Below are 16,450 nucleotides of genomic sequence, written 5' to 3' on the forward strand. Positions count from 1 at the left end.
CTTGTAACACGGGCGAAACAAACGGGATACGGTCTAGAAACTGCTCCCGCCTAGCGTGACGATCACGGTGCAACGAGGCCCCGTTCCGTGACGCTGCAAACTCGACGTGCGCTGGGCGCCGTCAAGGAGGACCCGAATGTTCAACAACTCCGATGAGCTGCTGAAGTTCATCAAGGACGAGGGCGTCGAGATGGTCGACGTCCGTTTCTGTGACCTGCCCGGTGTGATGCAGCACTTCACCGTGCCGGTGTCCTCCTTCGACCAGTCGGTCTTCGAGGACGGCCTCGCCTTCGACGGCTCCTCGATCCGCGGCTTCCAGGCGATCCACGAGTCCGACATGTCGCTCTTCCCCGACGTGACCACGGCCTACATCGACCCCTTCCGCGTCGCGAAGACCCTCGTCGTCAACTTCTTCATCCACGACCCGATCACGGGCGAGGCCTACTCGCGCGACCCGCGCAACATCGCCAAGAAGGCGATGGCCTACCTCGCCTCGACCGGCATCGGCGACACGGCGTACTTCGCCCCCGAGGCCGAGTTCTACGTCTTCGACAACGTGCGCTTCGAGACCTCTGCGAACGCCGGTTTCTACCACATCGACTCCGAGGCCGGCGCCTGGAACAGCGGCTCCGAGGACAACAACCGCGGCTACAAGGTGAAGTACAAGGGCGGCTACTTCCCGGTCGCCCCCTACGACCACTTCGGCGAGCTGCGCGACGAGATGGTCATCGAGATGGAGCGCGCGGGCCTCCACGTCGAGCGCGCCCACCACGAGGTCGGCACCGCCGGCCAGGCCGAGATCAACTACAAGTTCGACGAGCTGCTCAAGGCCGCCGACGACGTGATGAAGTTCAAGTACCTCGTCAAGAACGTCGCGTGGCGCAACGGCAAGACCGCGACCTTCATGCCCAAGCCGATCTTCGGTGACAACGGCTCCGGCATGCACTGCCACCAGTCCATCTGGAAGGACGGCGACCCGCTGTTCTACGACGAGACCGGGTACGCCGGCCTGTCGGACATGGCGCGCCACTACATCGGCGGCATCCTCAAGCACGCGCCGTCGCTGCTGGCCTTCACCAACCCGACGGTGAACTCCTACCACCGCCTGGTGCCCGGCTTCGAGGCCCCGATCTCGCTCGTCTACTCCCAGCGCAACCGCTCGGCCTGCGTGCGCATCCCGATCACGGGCGCGAACCCGAAGGCCAAGCGCATCGAGTTCCGCTGCCCCGACCCGTCGGCGAACCCCTACCTCGCCTTCTCGGCGCTGCTGCTGGCCGGCATCGACGGCATCCAGAACAAGATCGAGCCGCCGGACCCGATCGACAAGGACATCTACGAGCTGCCGCCGGACGAGATGGCCGAGATCGACCAGGTGCCCACCTCGCTGGGCGCGGTCATGGACAACCTCGAGCGCGACCACGAGTTCCTCACGGTCGGCAACGTGTTCACCCCCGACCTGATCGAGACCTGGATCAACTACAAGCGCACCCAGGAGATCCTGCCGGTGCAGCTGCGCCCGCACCCGCACGAGTTCGAGCTCTACTACGACATCTAATCAGCGCTCCTCTGCGGGTTCACCCGTTGAGCTGCGTCTGACCTGCGAAGACGTCCCTGGACATCTGTGGTTGTCCAGGGACGTCTTCTGTCGTCGTGAGGCATGGACGTAGCACGTCGGCAGGATCCCGACCGCGTCCGGCGCGTTCATCGCGTCGGGTTCTCCTCAGGCGAGATGCTCAGCAAGTTCGCTGAGGGTCGACACGGTCACGTCCGGTGCCGCGAAGTACGACGGGTACGGCGCACCCGTCCGGTTCACCCACGCCGACATCAGGCCCGCCCGCGAGGCGCCATGGGTGTCCCAGGGATGGGCCGCCACCAGCATCGAGTCCGCGGCGTCGACCCCGCACCGGTCCAGCGCGTACGCGTACGACTCCTTGGCCGGCTTCCACAACGCCGCGTCCTCGACCGACAGGAGCGCCTCGAACCGGTCACGGACACCCGCCTCCTCGAGGAGCTTCTCCGCAATGCCGCTCGACCCGTTGCTCAGCGTCACCAACCGCAGCCCGCACTCCGCCAACGCTCGCACCCCCTCCACGACGTCCGGGTGCACGCCCAAACTCGGCAGGCCCTCCATCACGTGCTGCACCGCCGAGTCGACGTCCCGGTCCAACGACAAGCCGTGGAACGTGACCTGCAGACCGTCCTCCGCCAGGTGCGCAAATGCTTCGTTGTCGCCGGTCGCCGTCAACGCGAACCCGTCACGCAGCAGTCCCGCGAACCACACGCCCATCAGACCAGTCGGAGCGCCCACCTCGGCAAAGCGCTGCCGCAACGGGCCCATGTCCGACAACGTCTCGTTCACGTCGAACACCAGCAGCGCCGGCCGCCGCCCAGGATCGCCTGCCGGAGCCGAGGCCGTGGAAGGGACTGGACTGCCTTCTAGCTCGATCGCCATCACCCCACCCTAGAGACCTCAGACGCCCCGCTGACCATGAACGTCCCGGGCGTCAGATGGCGGGTTTCCCCTCCCCCAATGGCGGGTGAACAGACGGTTGTCACACCGATCAGGCCGTGATCTGCGGGCGGTTCCGTCGTTCACTGAAGCGTGACCACTCTCCAACGACGCACCTTCCTTGCCTCCAGCGCCGCGGCCGCCGGGCTCGCGGCCACCGTGACCGGGAGCTCCACCAGAGCCGCAGCGGCGGGCACGGGCGTGTTCCAGCACGGGGTCGCCTCGGGTGACCCGCTGCCCCGCGCGGTGGTGCTGTGGACCCGCGTGACGCCCACTGCGGAGTCCACCCCCGGTTCCGGGCTGGGGCCCGACACTAAGGTCCGCTGGGAGGTCGCCTCGGACGCGAGCTTCCGCAAGGTCGTCCGCGCGGGCACCGTCACCACCAGCGCCGCACGCGACCACACGGTCAAGGTCGACGCGACCGGCCTGGACCCTGAGACCTGGTACCACTACCGGTTCGTGAGCGCCGGCGCCACCAGCCCGGTCGGCCGCACCCGCACCGCCCCCGACGCGAACGCGACCCCGGAGAACCTTCGCCTCGGTGTGGTGAGCTGCGCCAACCTCCAGGCCGGCTGGTTCAGCGCCTACCGTCACCTCGCCGCCCGCGACGACCTGCACGCCATCCTCCACCTCGGCGACTACGTCTACGAGTACGCCCCCGGCGAGTACGGGTACGGCCAGGGCAACGTCGACGTCCGACGCCACGACCCGGCCACCGAGATGGTGCAGCTGGCCGACTACCGGCGCCGTCACGCGCAGTACAAGCAGGACCCCGACCTGCAGGCGCTGCACGCGCGCTACCCGTTCATCGTCACCTGGGACGACCACGAGGTCGCCAACGACGCGTGGCGTGAGGGGGCGGAGAACCACCAGCCTGCCGAGGGTGACTACCTCGCGCGTCGGGCACGCGCGCACCGCGCGTACGACGAGTGGATGCCGGTGCGGATCAACGGCACGGCCGCCCTCGACGACGGGACCCGGCTGTTCCGCAGGCTCACCTTCGGGCGGCTGGCCGAGATCAGCATGCTCGACCTGCGGACCTACCGTGACCAGCAGGTCGCCACCCCGCTCATCGACCCGGCGATCGACGACCCCGAGCGGACCATCACCGGACGCGAGCAGCTCGACTGGCTCAAGACCTCACTGACCGCGTCGGTGCAGTGGAAGCTCGTCGGCAACCCGGTGATGATCGCCCCTGTCACGTTCGCGCAGGTCCCGAAGGACCTCATCGGGCCCATCGACGACGTCACCGGCATCCTGCCGCGCGACGGAGCGCCGTACAACGTCGACCAGTGGGACGGCTACACCGACGACCGCCGCGAGGTCCTCACCCACATCCGCGACCGCGGGCTGCGCGACGTCGTCTTCCTCACCGGCGACATCCACTCGGCGTGGGCCTGCGACCTGCCCTACGACGCCGCCACCTACCCGCTCGGCGACTCGGCAGGCGTCGAGTTCGTGTGCACGTCCGTGACCTCGAACAACCTCGACGACATCACCGGCACGCCGCCACGCACCACGAGCCTGACGGTCGAGGCGGCCCTCCAGACGAGCAACCGCCACGTGCGCTACCTCAACTTCGACGACCACGGCTACTCGATCTTCGACGTCACCGCTGCCCGCGCCCAGATGGACTACTACGTCATCGGTGACCGTGCCGACCGCAACGCGGCGTCCCACTGGAGCGTGTCATGGGCCACCCGGTCCGGCGCCAGCAAGGTCACGCCCGTCGCCCAGCCCGTCACCAGCGCCTGAGGAGGCCGAACCATGTGCACCCCCCACGACCACTCCCCCAGTGACGCGTTCGCCCGCGGCCTCGACGACATCCGCACGGGCCGACGTTCGCTCCTCAAGGTCCTCGGCGCCGGCGGAGCGACCGTCGCCATCTCGACGGCCGTCTCGACCGTCGCCGGCGCAGCGCCCGCCTCGGCGGCCTCGCAGTCACCTCGCCGCGCCTACGTCCTCGTCCTCGACGGGTGCCGCCCCGACGAGGTCACCTCACCGCTGATGCCCCGCGCGGCCGCGCTGCGCGATGACGGGTTCAACCACCCGTACGCGTCCTCGATGCCGGTCATGGAGACCATCCCCAACCACGTGATGATGATGACCGGCGTCCGTCCCGACCGCAGCGGCGTGCCGGCCAACTCCATCTACGACCGCACCGAGAAGGTCGTCCGCAACATGGACCGGCCGACCGACATCAAGATCGGCACCGTCATCGAACGGCTCAACGCCGCCGGCCTGACCACCGGCACCGTGCTCAGCAAGCAGTACCTGTACGGCGTCTTCGGTGACCGCGCCACCCACCGGTGGGAACCCACCCCGGTGCTGCCCGTCACAGGCCACTCCCCGGACCTGGCGACCATGGACGCCGCGCTGGCGATGCTCGACCAGCACGACCCGCACCTGATGTTCGTCAACCTCGGCGACATCGACCGGGTGGGCCACTCCGACCTCACCGGCCCCCTGTCCCTGCGGGCCGCGCGCGAGGCCGCGCTCGCCGCCACCGACGTCCAGGTGGGCCGCTTCGTCGACGCCCTGAAGAGCTCGGGGCGATGGCAGGACTCCATCGTCATCGTGCTGGCCGACCACTCGATGGACTGGTCGCGCCCGGACTCGGTCGTGCACCTGCAGCCGGTCCTCGATGCGGACCCCCTGCTGGCCGGCCACGTCGTCATCGCCGACAACGGGGGCGCCGACCTCCTGTACTGGACCGGTGACCCTGCCGCGCGGGACGCCGCGGTCGCGCGCATGATCTCGCTGGCCTCCGCCACGCCGGGCGTCCTCGAGGCGCTCGACCCCCGGACCGACCTCACGCTGCGCACCGGCCCGCTCAGTGGAGACGTGGTCGTGCACTGCCGCGCCGGGTGGCGCTTCACCGACCCAGCCATCTGGTCCAACCCCATCCCCGGCAACCACGGTCACCCGGCCACCCGGCCCATCCCGTGGTTCATCGGCGGCGGTCACCCCGTCGTCCCGCGAGGCGTCTCGGCGTCCGAGCAGGCGCGGACCATCGACGTCGCCCCCACCGTCGCGGACTTCTTCGGAGTCGGTGCGCCCAAGGGCGGGTACGACGGAAGCTCACGACTCCCGCGCCTGCGCTGACGGCTCGGGCACGGACATCCGCACGCTGCTCCCGCAGGGGCGAAGCGGCAGCGCGCCGAGGCGAGGGCTGGACCGGCGCACCGACCGCGGCGAGCACGTCCGACGGGTGTGGATCTCGGCGGGTCCGGCTGTCTCCGCCGCGCCGGCGAGCGGGTCTGACCGGGAGGCCCTGTGGCAAAGCCACGCACGGGTGAGCACACTGGAGCATCCGATCGCCCCCGCGGTCGGCTGACCCGGCCAGCGCCTCGCCAGGTCGGTTGCGTGGCCGGGTGCGACGATGGCTTGTGCGTCGCCACCTTCCGAAGAGCGCCGCTGGATGTTCAACGCCCGTGACCAAAGCCTGCTGCTCGAGGCACGCTCAGGACAGAGGCGTGACGACGGCCTCGTAGGTGAGGATCTCGGTGTTGTTGCCCTCGCCGAAGTCGTCCGGGGCGGCGTACATCGTGAGGTGGTCGCCCACGACGTCGATGTCGGTGGGGTTGCGAGTCACGACGTGCCCGGCGGTCGACCACAGCTGGGTGGGGACCTCGTGGATGATGCGGCGGGTCCTCAGGTCGAGCAGCGCGAACCCCCCGAGCTCGTACGGAGTGGTGGCGCCGGGTTGTGCGGGCAGGGCGGCGATGCCGGAGCACAGGGTCTTGCGAGAGGCGACGTACTCGCAGTCCTGGTAGTCGATGAAGTGGCTGTCGTTCAACCACCGGGACTTCTGCCGGCCGGAGGTGGTCCACTCGTAGAAGCGGCGTGAGCCCCAGGACTGGCCGACGAGGCGACCGGACTCCTGGTCGCGGACGACGCCGCCGATGTGGTCCGCGACGGTGAACATCTTCTGCGCCTCGAAGGTGTTCGGGTCGACCTTGTAGATGATGGCCTCGCTGTTGGGGCGGTACTCGGCGACGGGCAGCCAGATGTTGCCGTCCTGGTCCACATCGAGACCGCCGGGGTGGTAGATGTCGCCCTCTCCCAGGACGATGTCCTTGATGAGGGTGCCGTCCTTCTCGAGCACGAACAGGTGGCCGACACCCTTGCCTGGGCTGCGGTCGTACCCGTCGACGGGCTGCGGGTACTTCACCGGCGCCTCGATGATCTCCACCGACGACAGGTAGATGCGGTCGCCGACGACTTCCATGGCCTGCGGGTGGTGGGTGTTGAAGTCGAGGCGCACAGTCCCCGTCTTCGTCCAGGTGGTGCTGCGCGAGACGTTCTCGAACGTGTCGACCAGCGGGTCGTCATCCGCGGTCGGTGCGCCTGTCCGGGCGGACGCGGCGGCGCTCAGGCCGAGGACCAGTACGGCGGCACAGGACAGGGAGGTGAGGCGACGGGTCACAGGTCACTCCTCGGTCGGGGGCAGGAGCCTGCGACGCTAGGGACCATCGGCCGACGAGCAGTGACTCTCCTGCGAACAACCGGAGAACGGTGCCGGGCCGCGAGTGTCGGGGGGCGTCGCGCGCTGGTGGTGACCGCCGCCGTCGTCTGGCCGGACGGCGGTCGGTGCCCCGTCGCGTCCTGTTCACCAGGTGGTTCGGTCGTCCGCGAAGGGTGCGCGTCATGACCACTCGGAACCTCAAGGCCACCTTGGCCTCCCTCGTCGCCGCCACGGCTGTTGTCGCGGCGCCCGTCCAGTCCGCCCAAGCTGCGCAGTCAGGTGACGCCGCGCAGCCGGGCTTCGACCTGCAGGCACACCGCGGCGGCCTCGGCCTCACCGTCGAGAGCACCCTTGCCTCCTTCGACCGGGCCATCCGGCTCGGAGTGAGCACCCTCGAGCTCGACGTCCAGATCACCGAGGAGGGCCAGGCCGTGGTCACCCACGACCGCAAGGTCAACGGGGGCAAGTGTCAGGACACGCACCCGGCCACGCCGGCCGACCCGGAGTACCCCTACGTCGGCAAGTACGTCAACACCCTCACGCTGGCCCAGGTCCGCACCCTCGACTGCGGCAGCCGGACGCTGCCGCAGTTCCCCGGCCAGACGGCGTCGCCCGGCGAACGGATGCCGCTTCTCAGCGAGGTCTTCGGACTGGTGAAGGCCTACGACGCCCACGACATGAAGCTCAACGTGGAGACCAAGGTCGAGGCCGGTGCCCCCAGCGAGACCGCGCCCCGCGAGCAGTTCGTCCAGGTGACCGACCGCGAGATCCGCTCGGCCGACATCGCTCCCCAGGTCACCATCCAGAGCTTCGACTGGGGCTCCCTCATGCGGATGAAGCAGGTCGACCCGCGCCTGCCGCTGGTGGCGCTGACCAACTATGACTTCCTCCAGACCGGACAGCCGGGGAAGTCCCCGTGGCTCGGTGGGCTCGACATCGACGACTTCGGCGGCGACCCGATCAAGGCCGTCGACAGCTTCGGCGCCTCGGCGTTCTCACCTGTGCACGGCTTCCCGCAGAACGGCACCGTCACCGACTCGAACTACCGGCCCTACGTCACCAAGGACATGGTGGAGGCCGCTCACGCCCGTGGCATCAAGGTCATCCCCTGGACCGTCGACGACAAGCCCACGATGAACAAGCTCATCGACGACGGCATCGACGGGCTCATCACCGACTACCCCGACAGGCTCCGCGAAGTCCTGGCCGAGCGGGGGTACGAGCTGCCGCGGGCGTACGTCGCACCGCGGCAGGCCGCGCCACTGCAGCAGGCCCACGCCCACAACGACTACGAGCACAAGCGCCCGCTGCAGGACGCGCTCGAGCACGGCTTCACCAGCGTCGAGGCCGACGTCTGGCTCGTCGACGGGCAGCTGCTCGTCGCCCACGACCGCGACCAGGTGCAGCCCGGCCGGACGCTCGAGTCCCTGTACCTCTCCCCGCTCGAGGCCCGTCGCAAGATGAACGGCGGCACCGAGTACCCGGGCTGGGACGGCTACTTCCAGCTGCTCATCGACGTGAAGTCGGAGGCTGGACCGACCTGGGCGGCCGTCGACGCAGTCCTGCGCGAGCACCCGAACCTGATGACGACCTTCACCCCCTCCGAGACCCACCGCGGTGCGGTGACCGCGGTCATCAGCGGCAACCGCGACAAGGCCGCGATGCTCGCCCAGACCGAGCGGTACGCCGGCTACGACGGCCGGCTCGCCGACCTCAACAGCGGCCTGTCGGCGTCGTTCATGCCGCTGGTCAGCGACAACTGGACCAAGAACTTCACCTGGGACGGCAACGGCGAGATGCCGGCAGCCGAGGAGCAGAAGCTGCGCGACATCGTGACCACGGCACACGCCCGGGGTTACCGGGTGCGCTTCTGGGCCACGCCTGACCAGCCCGGTCCGGCCCGCGAGCAACTGTGGGCCAAGCTCGTCGCACTCGGCGTTGACCAGATCAACACCGACGACCTCGACGCCCTGCAGCGGTCGCTGACCCGCTGACGACTCCTGCGGCCCGCGGACCCGGAGTACTGTTCGTCCGCCGGGGCTGCGGGCCGCCCTCGGCTGGGGTCCTCGGGGCCAGTGCTCCGGCGAGCACCGAACTGACACCGTCTGGACACGTGCCACATCGCTGCGTGACGCAGCGCCTGTAGTCGGCCAAGCCCGGTCAGCCGGCTCGATGGCCAGCGGAACGTTCATCCTGAGGGGCCCCCTCGATTGGCTCCGGGTCCCGGTCGCCGCTCAGTCGACCACCGGGACCCGCTCCTGGTTGCATCCGAATGCTCCGGGGGTCCGCTCGTGGGGCGACGCAAGCTTCACCGGGGGTGCAGCACCACACGTGTGTTTCGACGCGACCGTCGCGAGCTGAGGGGCCAATTCAGAATCGGAGGCGGAAGCTCGATGCCGAGCACGAGCTAGACGAGCAGTCGCCGAACCGGGTGGCGTCAGCGCATCCAAGACCTCAACGACTTCCGGTCGACGTCCTCGAGCGCTTGGCGGACGTCCTTCCAGTCGGCGTCCACCGCCGGGCCCCAAGCCTCGCTCATGAGGGCGATGGTTCGTCGTTCCTGGGCATCGAATGTCAGGTGAGCTTCTGCATGCGAGAGGAATCTGCGGAAGAGGACCTGGTCTTGGTGGTGCCCCAGGGCTTCCTGGACTGCCTCGGCGGCCTTGGAGAGACGTTTCGCCTTGCGCCCGAACACTCCAACTGTCGACTCGGCCATGTAGCGAGCGCGCTTGCTGGCCTTTCGTACGGCGTGAAGGCGTTCGTCCGCGTGCCGCAGGGAGCTAGTGCACAAGCACGAGCGAACTGGCCGGGACGTGACGCATCGAGATCTCCTAGGGTGGCGGAGACGTGGTCGTGCACGGCCGCGCCGGATGGCGCTTCACCGACCCAGCCATCTGGTCGGCGGTGGTCACCCGGTCGTCCCGCGAGGCCGCCCGCGCGGCTGCCTCGCGACGGCCTCGACAGCAACGTCCCTGCGCCCCCATCCCCCATGGGGCCACAGGGACGTCCCCCGCTGACCACCCCCGTGTGCTCGAGCACGGACATCCGCACGCTACTCCCGCAGGGGCGAAGCGCCAGCGCGCCGAGGTGAGGGCTAGACCGGCGTACCGACCGCCTGCGCCGCGGCCGTCAACGCGAGGGGCTGCTCGCGGACAGGAACCGTAGGGCGTCGGTCAGGAGTGCTGCGGCCGGTTGGTCACCAGCGAGGGCAGCGTCGACACGCCGGTGGTCGAGTCCCGAGAAGTAGGCAAGTCGGACGGCGTCGACCTGCACCGCGGACAGACCACTGCGGGCGAGCATCGAGTCGCGAGCCGCAGGCAGCGCAGGACATGCGCAGGTCGTCACCACCTGACGTCTGGCACGCACCGCCAACCGGTGCGCCACCGCCAGGACCCAGGCGGCGGCGCTGGAGCACGTCCGGTCGAACGTGGCCGAGCGGCGCCACACGTCGACGAAGGCTTCGCACGCGACTGCTTCCGCGACCGCCACATCGTGCACGACGCTCGTGACGAGTCCGAACACTCGCGGCGCCAGGTGGTCGTAGAGATCCGCGAAGGCGTCCACGTCGCCCGCTCCCGACCGCACGAGCAACTCGTCCAGCTCCTCGCGCCGAGAACCGGCACTTCCACACGCACATGTAGCCACAGGTGCCCTCCCAGACCCCATCTGCGGCATTGCGCATTGTGCACAATACAATTGTGCTCAACATACCGGCAGTGGGGCAGAATGTCTCGCATGAGGTCGACACCGGCACCATCGCTCGGGCAGCAGCTGTGCTTCGACCTCTACGCCGCGTCTCGTGCGGTCACGTCGGCGTACCGTCCGGTGCTGTCCGAGCTGGGACTGACCTACCCGCAGTACCTGGTGCTGATCGTGCTGTGGGAGCACGAGAGCCTCACGGTGAGGGAGGTCGCCGCCCACCTCCGTCTCGACCACGGGACCCTCACTCCCCTGCTCAAGCGGATGGAGGGGCTCGGCCTCGTCGAGCGTCGCCGCGACAACGATGACGAGCGATATGTCGTGGTCTCCCTGGCGGCCAAGGGTGAGTCGCTGCGCCGGCACGCCGAGCGGATCCACTGCGGCATGAAGGACCAGCTCGGTCTGGATGAGGCTGAGTTCGAGGCACTCCAGGCCACCCTTCGCCTCCTCACCTCCCGCGTCACGCCTTGATCGCCGTGCAGAGCGCGCGGGCGAAGGAGATCACGCAGGTGCAGCAGATCGCGCGCACCCGCACGACGGCCGGGATCGCCGCCACCGCCGTGGGGGTCCTGCTGACCGCCCTGATCCTCCAGCAGGTGGCGGAAGGGCTGGGCTGGCTCGGAGGGTGACCCGACGGGTGAGAGCTGACGGCAGGGGCACGCGACGTCCGCCGCGGTCCTGTGGCGGCGCTGGTCCCCTCCGCCGATGCCGAGCAGCCGCTGCGGCCCTGCCGCCGCCGCACGAGCTTCTTGTCGGCGAGCTCGTCGAGCCCGAACCTGGTCAGGTTGTCGACAGGTGGTCGTTGGCACCGTGGCGCCATGACTGAACGCACGCGAGTCGCCCCCGACGTACGACAGATGCTCAACAAGGTCCCCGAGGTCACCATCTGGTTCTGGGTGATCAAGATCCTCTGCACCACGGTCGGCGAGAGCTTCGCCGACTGGATCAACATGACCCTCGGGGTCGGCCTCGTGAACACTGCCATCCTGTTCACGGTGATCTTCGTGGTCGTGCTGGCCGCACAGATGCGCCTGCGTCGCTACGTCCCCGCTCCGTACTGGCTCACGGTCGTCGTGGTGAGCGTCACCGGGACGCTCTACACCGACATCCTCACCGACCAGCTGGGGGTGCCGCTCTGGATCAGCACGACGGTCTTCTCGGTCCTGCTCGCCGTGACGTTCGGCGTCTGGTACGCGAAGGAGGGGACGCTGTCGATCCACAGCATCGTCTCGACGCCGCGCGAGGGTTTCTACTGGTTCGCCGTCCTGGTCACCTTCGCCCTCGGCACCGCGACCGGCGACTGGACCCTCGAGCTGACGGGCTGGGGTCCCGGCCTGTCGATCCTGCTGCCCCTCGGACTGATCGCGCTCGTCACCCTGCTGTGGCGACTGGGCGCCGACGTCGTGCTCACCTTCTGGGTGGCCTACATCCTGACCCGTCCGCTCGGCGCCAACATCGGTGACTGGTTCGGTCTCCCCAAGGGCGAGCAGGGCCTCGGCATCGGGGTCTTCGGCACCAGCCTGATCTTCCTCGGCGCGATCCTCGCCACAGTCGTCTACCTGTCGATCACCAAGGCAGACGTCATCGAGGACCACGAGGCCGATGCCTACGTCCCGGAGACCACGCCGCAGCGCCGGCGCGCCACCCTGGGTGTGCTGGTCGCCGCTGCCGTCGCGACCGTCGCCCTGCTCGCCTGGGCGAACGCCCAACCCCACCAGAGCGCCCTGGCCGACGAGGGCCCGGCCCCGTCGTGCAGCAAGGGCGCGCCCCTCGACCAGGCGAAGGCCACCCAGCAGGTGTCCGCGGACTTCCCGGCCCAGTCGGTGCAGGGCTACCGCACGATCGTGCAGGACACCCAGAAGCTGGTGGACTCCGGTGACCAGCAGGGCGCACAGGCGCGGGTCACCGACCTCGAGACCGCGTGGGACGACGACGAGGCCTCGTTGCAGCCGAAGAGCTGCCAGGCGTGGACCTTCGTCGACACCGAGATCGACCAGGTCCTGACGTCCGTCCGGGCGACCAGCCCGGACCGGGCCGCCGAGGACAAGGCCATGGCCACGCTGCTGACCACCCTCGGCTGAGTCACGTCTGCGCAGGCGGCGATCGAGTCCATGCCCGCAAGCAGGGTCCTGACCTGGCCCCTGCCACCTCCTCGGGCCGACTTCATGGGCGCTTCATGCGCGCTTCATGCGCCGGCGCCTACGGTGTGCAGCGAGGCGGGACCCTTCCCGGGTCGTCGCCGCACCGAGGGAGGACTGATGACCGGCCTGGTCGAGCACCTGCTGGCGACGCCGGCGTGGCTGGCGCTGCTGGTGGTGTTCGCGCTGCCGGCCCTGGAGTCCTCGGCCTTCCTCGGCTTCGTCTTCCCGGGCGAGACGGCCGTCCTCCTCGGCGGGGTGTCGGCCGGCCTCGGCCACGTCCCGCTCGCCGGGGTGGTGCTGGCCGGCGCGGGAGGGGCGATCGCCGGCGACGCGGTGGGCTACGTCGTGGGCCGCCGCTGGGGTCGACAGATCCTGGACTCCACCGTGGGTCGGTTCGTCCGCGCCGAGCACCTCGACCGGGCCGAGCGGGCCCTCGAGCACCGCGGCGGCTGGGCGGTCTTCGGGGGCCGGTTCACCGCCGCCCTGCGGGTGGTCATCCCCGGCATGGCCGGCATGGCGCACATGCCCTACCGGCGATTCGCCGTGGCCAACGCGAGCGGTGGCGCCCTGTGGGGCGCCACGATGGCCGTGGCCGGCTACCTCGCCGGGGCCAGCTGGCACACGGTCGGTCACTACGTCTCGCTGGTCGGTCTCGGTGCGACCGCCGTGGTGGTCGCCCTGGTCGTCGTCCGGGGTGCGCTGCGCCGCCGCAGGTCCCACGCCTCCGTGGACCACCACCGAGACCCGGTCCGCCCATGACCGCCGCGGTCGTCGACCAGGCGCCAGTCGGGTCCGCAGCCCGCTCCGCCTGGCGCCGCACGGCACGCCTGTGGGTCGTGGTGGCGTGCTTCCTCGCACTCGGGGTCGCCCGGTCGGCGCAGGTCGAGATCCCCTTCCGGGACCCGCACGGGACGGTCCTGGCGCGCCGCCTGCTCGTCACCCTCGCAGTCTTCCTCGGCCTGCTCGTCCTCGACGCACTCAGGCGCACCGGGCGCCCGCGCACCGCACGACGCCTGTGGTCGACCGTCCGCACCCGGTGGACCCCGCACCGGCTCGCGCTGGCATGGGCCGCGCTGCTGGCCTACCACCTGACCTACTTCACCTATCGCAACCTGAAGAGCTGGGACGTCCTCAACGACCCGCGCGACGCGATGCTCACCGGGTGGGACCGCTGGCTGTTCCTCGGGCACAGCCCGGCCGTGCTGCTGCACGACCTCCTGGGACAGCACGCCGCAGCCTGGGTGCTGACCGCCTGGTACGAGACGTTCTCGAGCCTGGTGATCGTCGCCGTCCCCGCAGCCGTGGTCATGGCCACCCGCGTCCGTGACGCCTACGTCGGGATCGCGGCGCTCGTGTGGGCGTGGGTCCTGGGCACCGCGAGCTACTACCTCATCCCCTCGCTGGGACCGTTCCACGCCGAGCCCGGCGACTTCGCCGGTCTCCCGCACACGGTCATCCAGGACACCCAGGCCCGCTACCTCGTCGGGCGCGCGGACCTCCTCGCGCACCCGCAGGCCGGCGACGCCTTCGCCCAGGTCTCGGCGTTCGCGAGCCTCCACGTGGGTGTGACCGCCACGATCCTCGGGCTCGCGTGGTGGCACCGGCGACGGCGTACGACGATCGCGCTCGGCGTGTTCCTGGCCGGGACGATGGTGGCCACGGTCTACCTCGGCTGGCACTTCGCGGTCGACGTCCCCGCCGGCCTCGCCATCGCCGCCCTCGCGTGGTGGCTCGCCCCGCGCACGGTCGGCGTCCGCGGACGGCCACCGGCCGGCGGGCCCGTGCCCACGACGCCGGCTGTTCACCCTCCGGGACTGACAGCGACCCCGCCCGGGGTCATAGGGTGGTGAGGATCCGCCGGGTGACGGCGTACGGACGAGAGGAGCGCGTGGTGGGCGAGGAGGAGGTCGCTCGCGTCCGCGTCGCCCCGGGGAGCTCGCGCCCGTCCGACTTCAGCTACTCCGTCGTCATCCCCGTCTACAACAGCCAGGACGTCGTGGGCACGACGATCGACCGGGTCGTGGAGGTCTTCGAGACCGCCGGCCTGCGCTACCAGGTGGTGCTCGTCAACGACGGCAGCCGCGACCGCAGCTGGGACGTCATCGCCGAGCGCGCACGCCGCTCGCCCCACGTCGTCGCGCTCGACCTGCTGCGCAACTACGGCCAGCACCACGCCAACCTGGCCGGGATGCGCGAGGCCACCGGCGACTTCGTCATCACCCTCGACGACGACCTGCAGAACCCACCCGACCAGGCCCTGCTGCTGATCGAGAAGGCCATGGAGGGCCACGACGTGGTCTTCGGCCGCTTCGAGCGCAAGCAGGCCCGCGGCTACCGCCGCCTCGGCAGCCGGGCGATCTCGGCCGTCAACCGCCGGGTCTTCGACCAGCCGCCCGGCCTGGCCGTGTCGAACTTCCGGATCCTGCGCCGCGACGTGGTCGACCGGATCTGCGGCTCCCGCACCGCCCACCCCTACATCACCGGCCAGGCCCTGATGTTCTCCCACGACCCCGCCGACGTCCTGGTCCGCCACGACCCGAGGGCGAGCGGCGTCAGCAACTACGGCCTGCGCCGCATCGCCTCGCTGGTGCTGACGATCCTCTTCAGCTATTCGGTCTTCCCCCTCCGCGCCGCCGCGGCCCTGGGGTTCGCCGTTGCCGGGCTGAGCTTCCTGCTCGGCATCTTCTACCTCGCCCGATCGTTCTTCGTGGACTCGGTCGTGCCCGGCTGGACCACCATCGCGGTCCTCCTGGCGGTGCTCAACGGCGTGGTGATCATGCTCCTGTCGATGCTGGGCGAGTACGTCGTGCGCACCCTCAACGCGGTCAGCGCCGTCACGACCTACCACGTGTCCGAGCGGGTCTCGTCGTGATCGCGGCCCAGCCTCGTCACGTGCTGCTCGCGGGCGCCCAGCGCTGCGGGACGACGTACCTCGCCACGGCCCTCGGCGCCCATCCCGACATCGCCGTCGCCAGTCCCCCGCGCCCGGAGCCCAAGGTGTTCTGCGACGCCGACCTCGCCGCGCGAGGGCGCGACTGGTACGTCGGGACGTGGTTCGCCCACGCCCGCGACGACCAGCTGCTCCTCGACAAGAGCACCAGCTATCTCGAGGACCCCGCCACCCCGGCCCGCGCCGCGACGGTGCTCGGCGACGCGCACGTGGTCGTGCTGCTGCGCGACCCGGTGCAGCGCGCGGTGAGCCACTGGCGGTTCAGCACCGACCACGGCCTGGAGGCCCGCGGCCTGGAGGAGGCGCTGCTCGCCGACCTCGGGGACGAGCAGCCGTGGGACCCGACCACCGCGTCGGTCTCCCCCTTCGCCTACCTCCGCCGTGGCAGGTACGCCGACCACCTCCCGCCGTGGACGTCGACGTTCCCCGGCTCGACGCACGTGCTCTTCCTCGAGGAGCTGCTGGTCGACCCGTCCGTCCTCACGGGGCTGATGACCGCGCTCGGCGTCGATCCCGCGAGGGCCCCGGCGCCCACCGGCGGACCCGTGAACCAGAGCACCGGCGACCGGCCCGTATTGAGCGGGGCGTTGCGGGGCACCTTGCAGGAGTACTTCGAGCCGAGCGACGCTGCCCTGGCGGCGCAGCTCGGCAGGTCGCTGCCGTGGTGACCGACGACGACCGGG

At 70.0% G+C, this 16,450-nt stretch carries 15 protein-coding genes; 11 read left to right on the plus strand and 4 right to left on the minus strand.

Annotated elements, in window-relative coordinates; all coding sequences use genetic code 11:
* Nucleotides 1-136 precede the first annotated feature (136 nt).
* Nucleotides 137-1,555, plus strand: coding sequence for a type I glutamate--ammonia ligase (glnA, locus tag ASG76_RS04845; RefSeq protein WP_056600734.1), 1,419 nt, complete (start codon nt 137-139; stop codon nt 1,553-1,555).
* A 165-nt stretch (nt 1,556-1,720) separates the two neighbouring features.
* On the opposite strand, the gene ASG76_RS04850 is transcribed toward glnA, so the two are convergent.
* On the minus strand, nt 1,721-2,452 hold the full coding sequence (locus ASG76_RS04850) for a haloacid dehalogenase type II (protein ID WP_082587294.1): 732 nt from the start codon (nt 2,450-2,452) through the stop codon (nt 1,721-1,723).
* Nucleotides 2,453-2,602: 150 nt separating this feature from the next.
* On the opposite strand from ASG76_RS04850, the gene ASG76_RS04855 reads away from it, so the two are divergent.
* Nucleotides 2,603-4,264: an alkaline phosphatase D family protein gene (locus ASG76_RS04855; protein WP_056600736.1), complete on the plus strand. Its 1,662-nt coding sequence runs from the start codon at nt 2,603-2,605 to the stop codon at nt 4,262-4,264.
* 12 nt (nt 4,265-4,276) lie between these two features.
* Nucleotides 4,277-5,614, plus strand: coding sequence for an alkaline phosphatase family protein (locus tag ASG76_RS04860; protein ID WP_082587254.1), 1,338 nt, complete (start codon nt 4,277-4,279; stop codon nt 5,612-5,614).
* Nucleotides 5,615-5,972: 358 nt separating this feature from the next.
* On the opposite strand, the gene ASG76_RS04865 is transcribed toward ASG76_RS04860, so the two are convergent.
* On the minus strand, nt 5,973-6,938 hold the full coding sequence (locus ASG76_RS04865) for a DUF6454 family protein (RefSeq protein WP_056600738.1): 966 nt from the start codon (nt 6,936-6,938) through the stop codon (nt 5,973-5,975).
* Nucleotides 6,939-7,159: 221 nt separating this feature from the next.
* Between ASG76_RS04865 and ASG76_RS18690 the strand changes: the two genes are divergently transcribed.
* On the plus strand, nt 7,160-8,971 hold the full coding sequence (locus tag ASG76_RS18690; RefSeq protein ID WP_082587255.1) for a glycerophosphodiester phosphodiesterase family protein: 1,812 nt from the start codon (nt 7,160-7,162) through the stop codon (nt 8,969-8,971).
* Between the two features lie 443 nt (nt 8,972-9,414).
* On the opposite strand, the gene ASG76_RS18695 is transcribed toward ASG76_RS18690, so the two are convergent.
* Together ASG76_RS18695 and ASG76_RS04880 are read right to left on the minus strand one after the other, a co-directional pair.
* Nucleotides 9,415-9,768, minus strand: a complete 354-nt coding sequence (locus tag ASG76_RS18695) for a CHAD domain-containing protein (RefSeq protein ID WP_162254075.1) — start codon at nt 9,766-9,768, stop codon at nt 9,415-9,417.
* A gap of 338 nt (nt 9,769-10,106) precedes the next feature.
* The gene (locus tag ASG76_RS04880) at nt 10,107-10,541 is read right to left on the minus strand and encodes a sigma factor (protein WP_162254076.1); all 435 of its coding nucleotides are present in this window, start codon (nt 10,539-10,541) and stop codon (nt 10,107-10,109) included.
* A gap of 171 nt (nt 10,542-10,712) precedes the next feature.
* Between ASG76_RS04880 and ASG76_RS19545 the strand changes: the two genes are divergently transcribed.
* The 7 genes from ASG76_RS19545 (at nt 10,713) to ASG76_RS19240 (ending at nt 16,435) form a co-directional block, all read left to right on the plus strand.
* Nucleotides 10,713-11,147 carry a MarR family winged helix-turn-helix transcriptional regulator gene (locus tag ASG76_RS19545; RefSeq protein ID WP_056600744.1) on the plus strand — a complete coding sequence of 145 codons (435 nt, stop codon included), beginning with the start codon at nt 10,713-10,715 and terminating at the stop codon, nt 11,145-11,147.
* Complete coding sequence (locus tag ASG76_RS19005) at nt 11,144-11,305, plus strand: hypothetical protein (RefSeq protein ID WP_157558945.1); 162 nt, start codon at nt 11,144-11,146, stop codon at nt 11,303-11,305. The genes ASG76_RS19545 and ASG76_RS19005 overlap by 4 nt, the downstream gene beginning before the upstream one ends.
* A gap of 189 nt (nt 11,306-11,494) precedes the next feature.
* Nucleotides 11,495-12,757, plus strand: coding sequence for a hypothetical protein (locus tag ASG76_RS04890; protein ID WP_056600745.1), 1,263 nt, complete (start codon nt 11,495-11,497; stop codon nt 12,755-12,757).
* Between the two features lie 177 nt (nt 12,758-12,934).
* The gene (locus ASG76_RS04895; protein WP_056600747.1) at nt 12,935-13,576 is read left to right on the plus strand and encodes a DedA family protein; all 642 of its coding nucleotides are present in this window, start codon (nt 12,935-12,937) and stop codon (nt 13,574-13,576) included.
* Complete coding sequence (locus ASG76_RS04900) at nt 13,573-14,667, plus strand: phosphatase PAP2 family protein (protein ID WP_056600749.1); 1,095 nt, start codon at nt 13,573-13,575, stop codon at nt 14,665-14,667. Before ASG76_RS04895 ends, ASG76_RS04900 begins: the two co-directional genes overlap by 4 nt.
* An 11-nt stretch (nt 14,668-14,678) precedes the next feature.
* Entirely contained in the window at nt 14,679-15,689 is a 1,011-nt protein-coding gene (locus ASG76_RS04905) for a glycosyltransferase family 2 protein (protein ID WP_162254077.1), read from the plus strand.
* A 20-nt stretch (nt 15,690-15,709) separates the two neighbouring features.
* A complete protein-coding gene (locus ASG76_RS19240) occupies nt 15,710-16,435 on the plus strand; it encodes a sulfotransferase family protein (RefSeq protein WP_162254078.1) in 726 nt (241 codons plus the stop codon).
* Nucleotides 16,436-16,450 lie beyond the last annotated feature (15 nt).

This window comes from Nocardioides sp. Soil774 (assembly GCF_001428125.1).
GTDB lineage: Bacteria > Actinomycetota > Actinomycetes > Propionibacteriales > Nocardioidaceae > Nocardioides.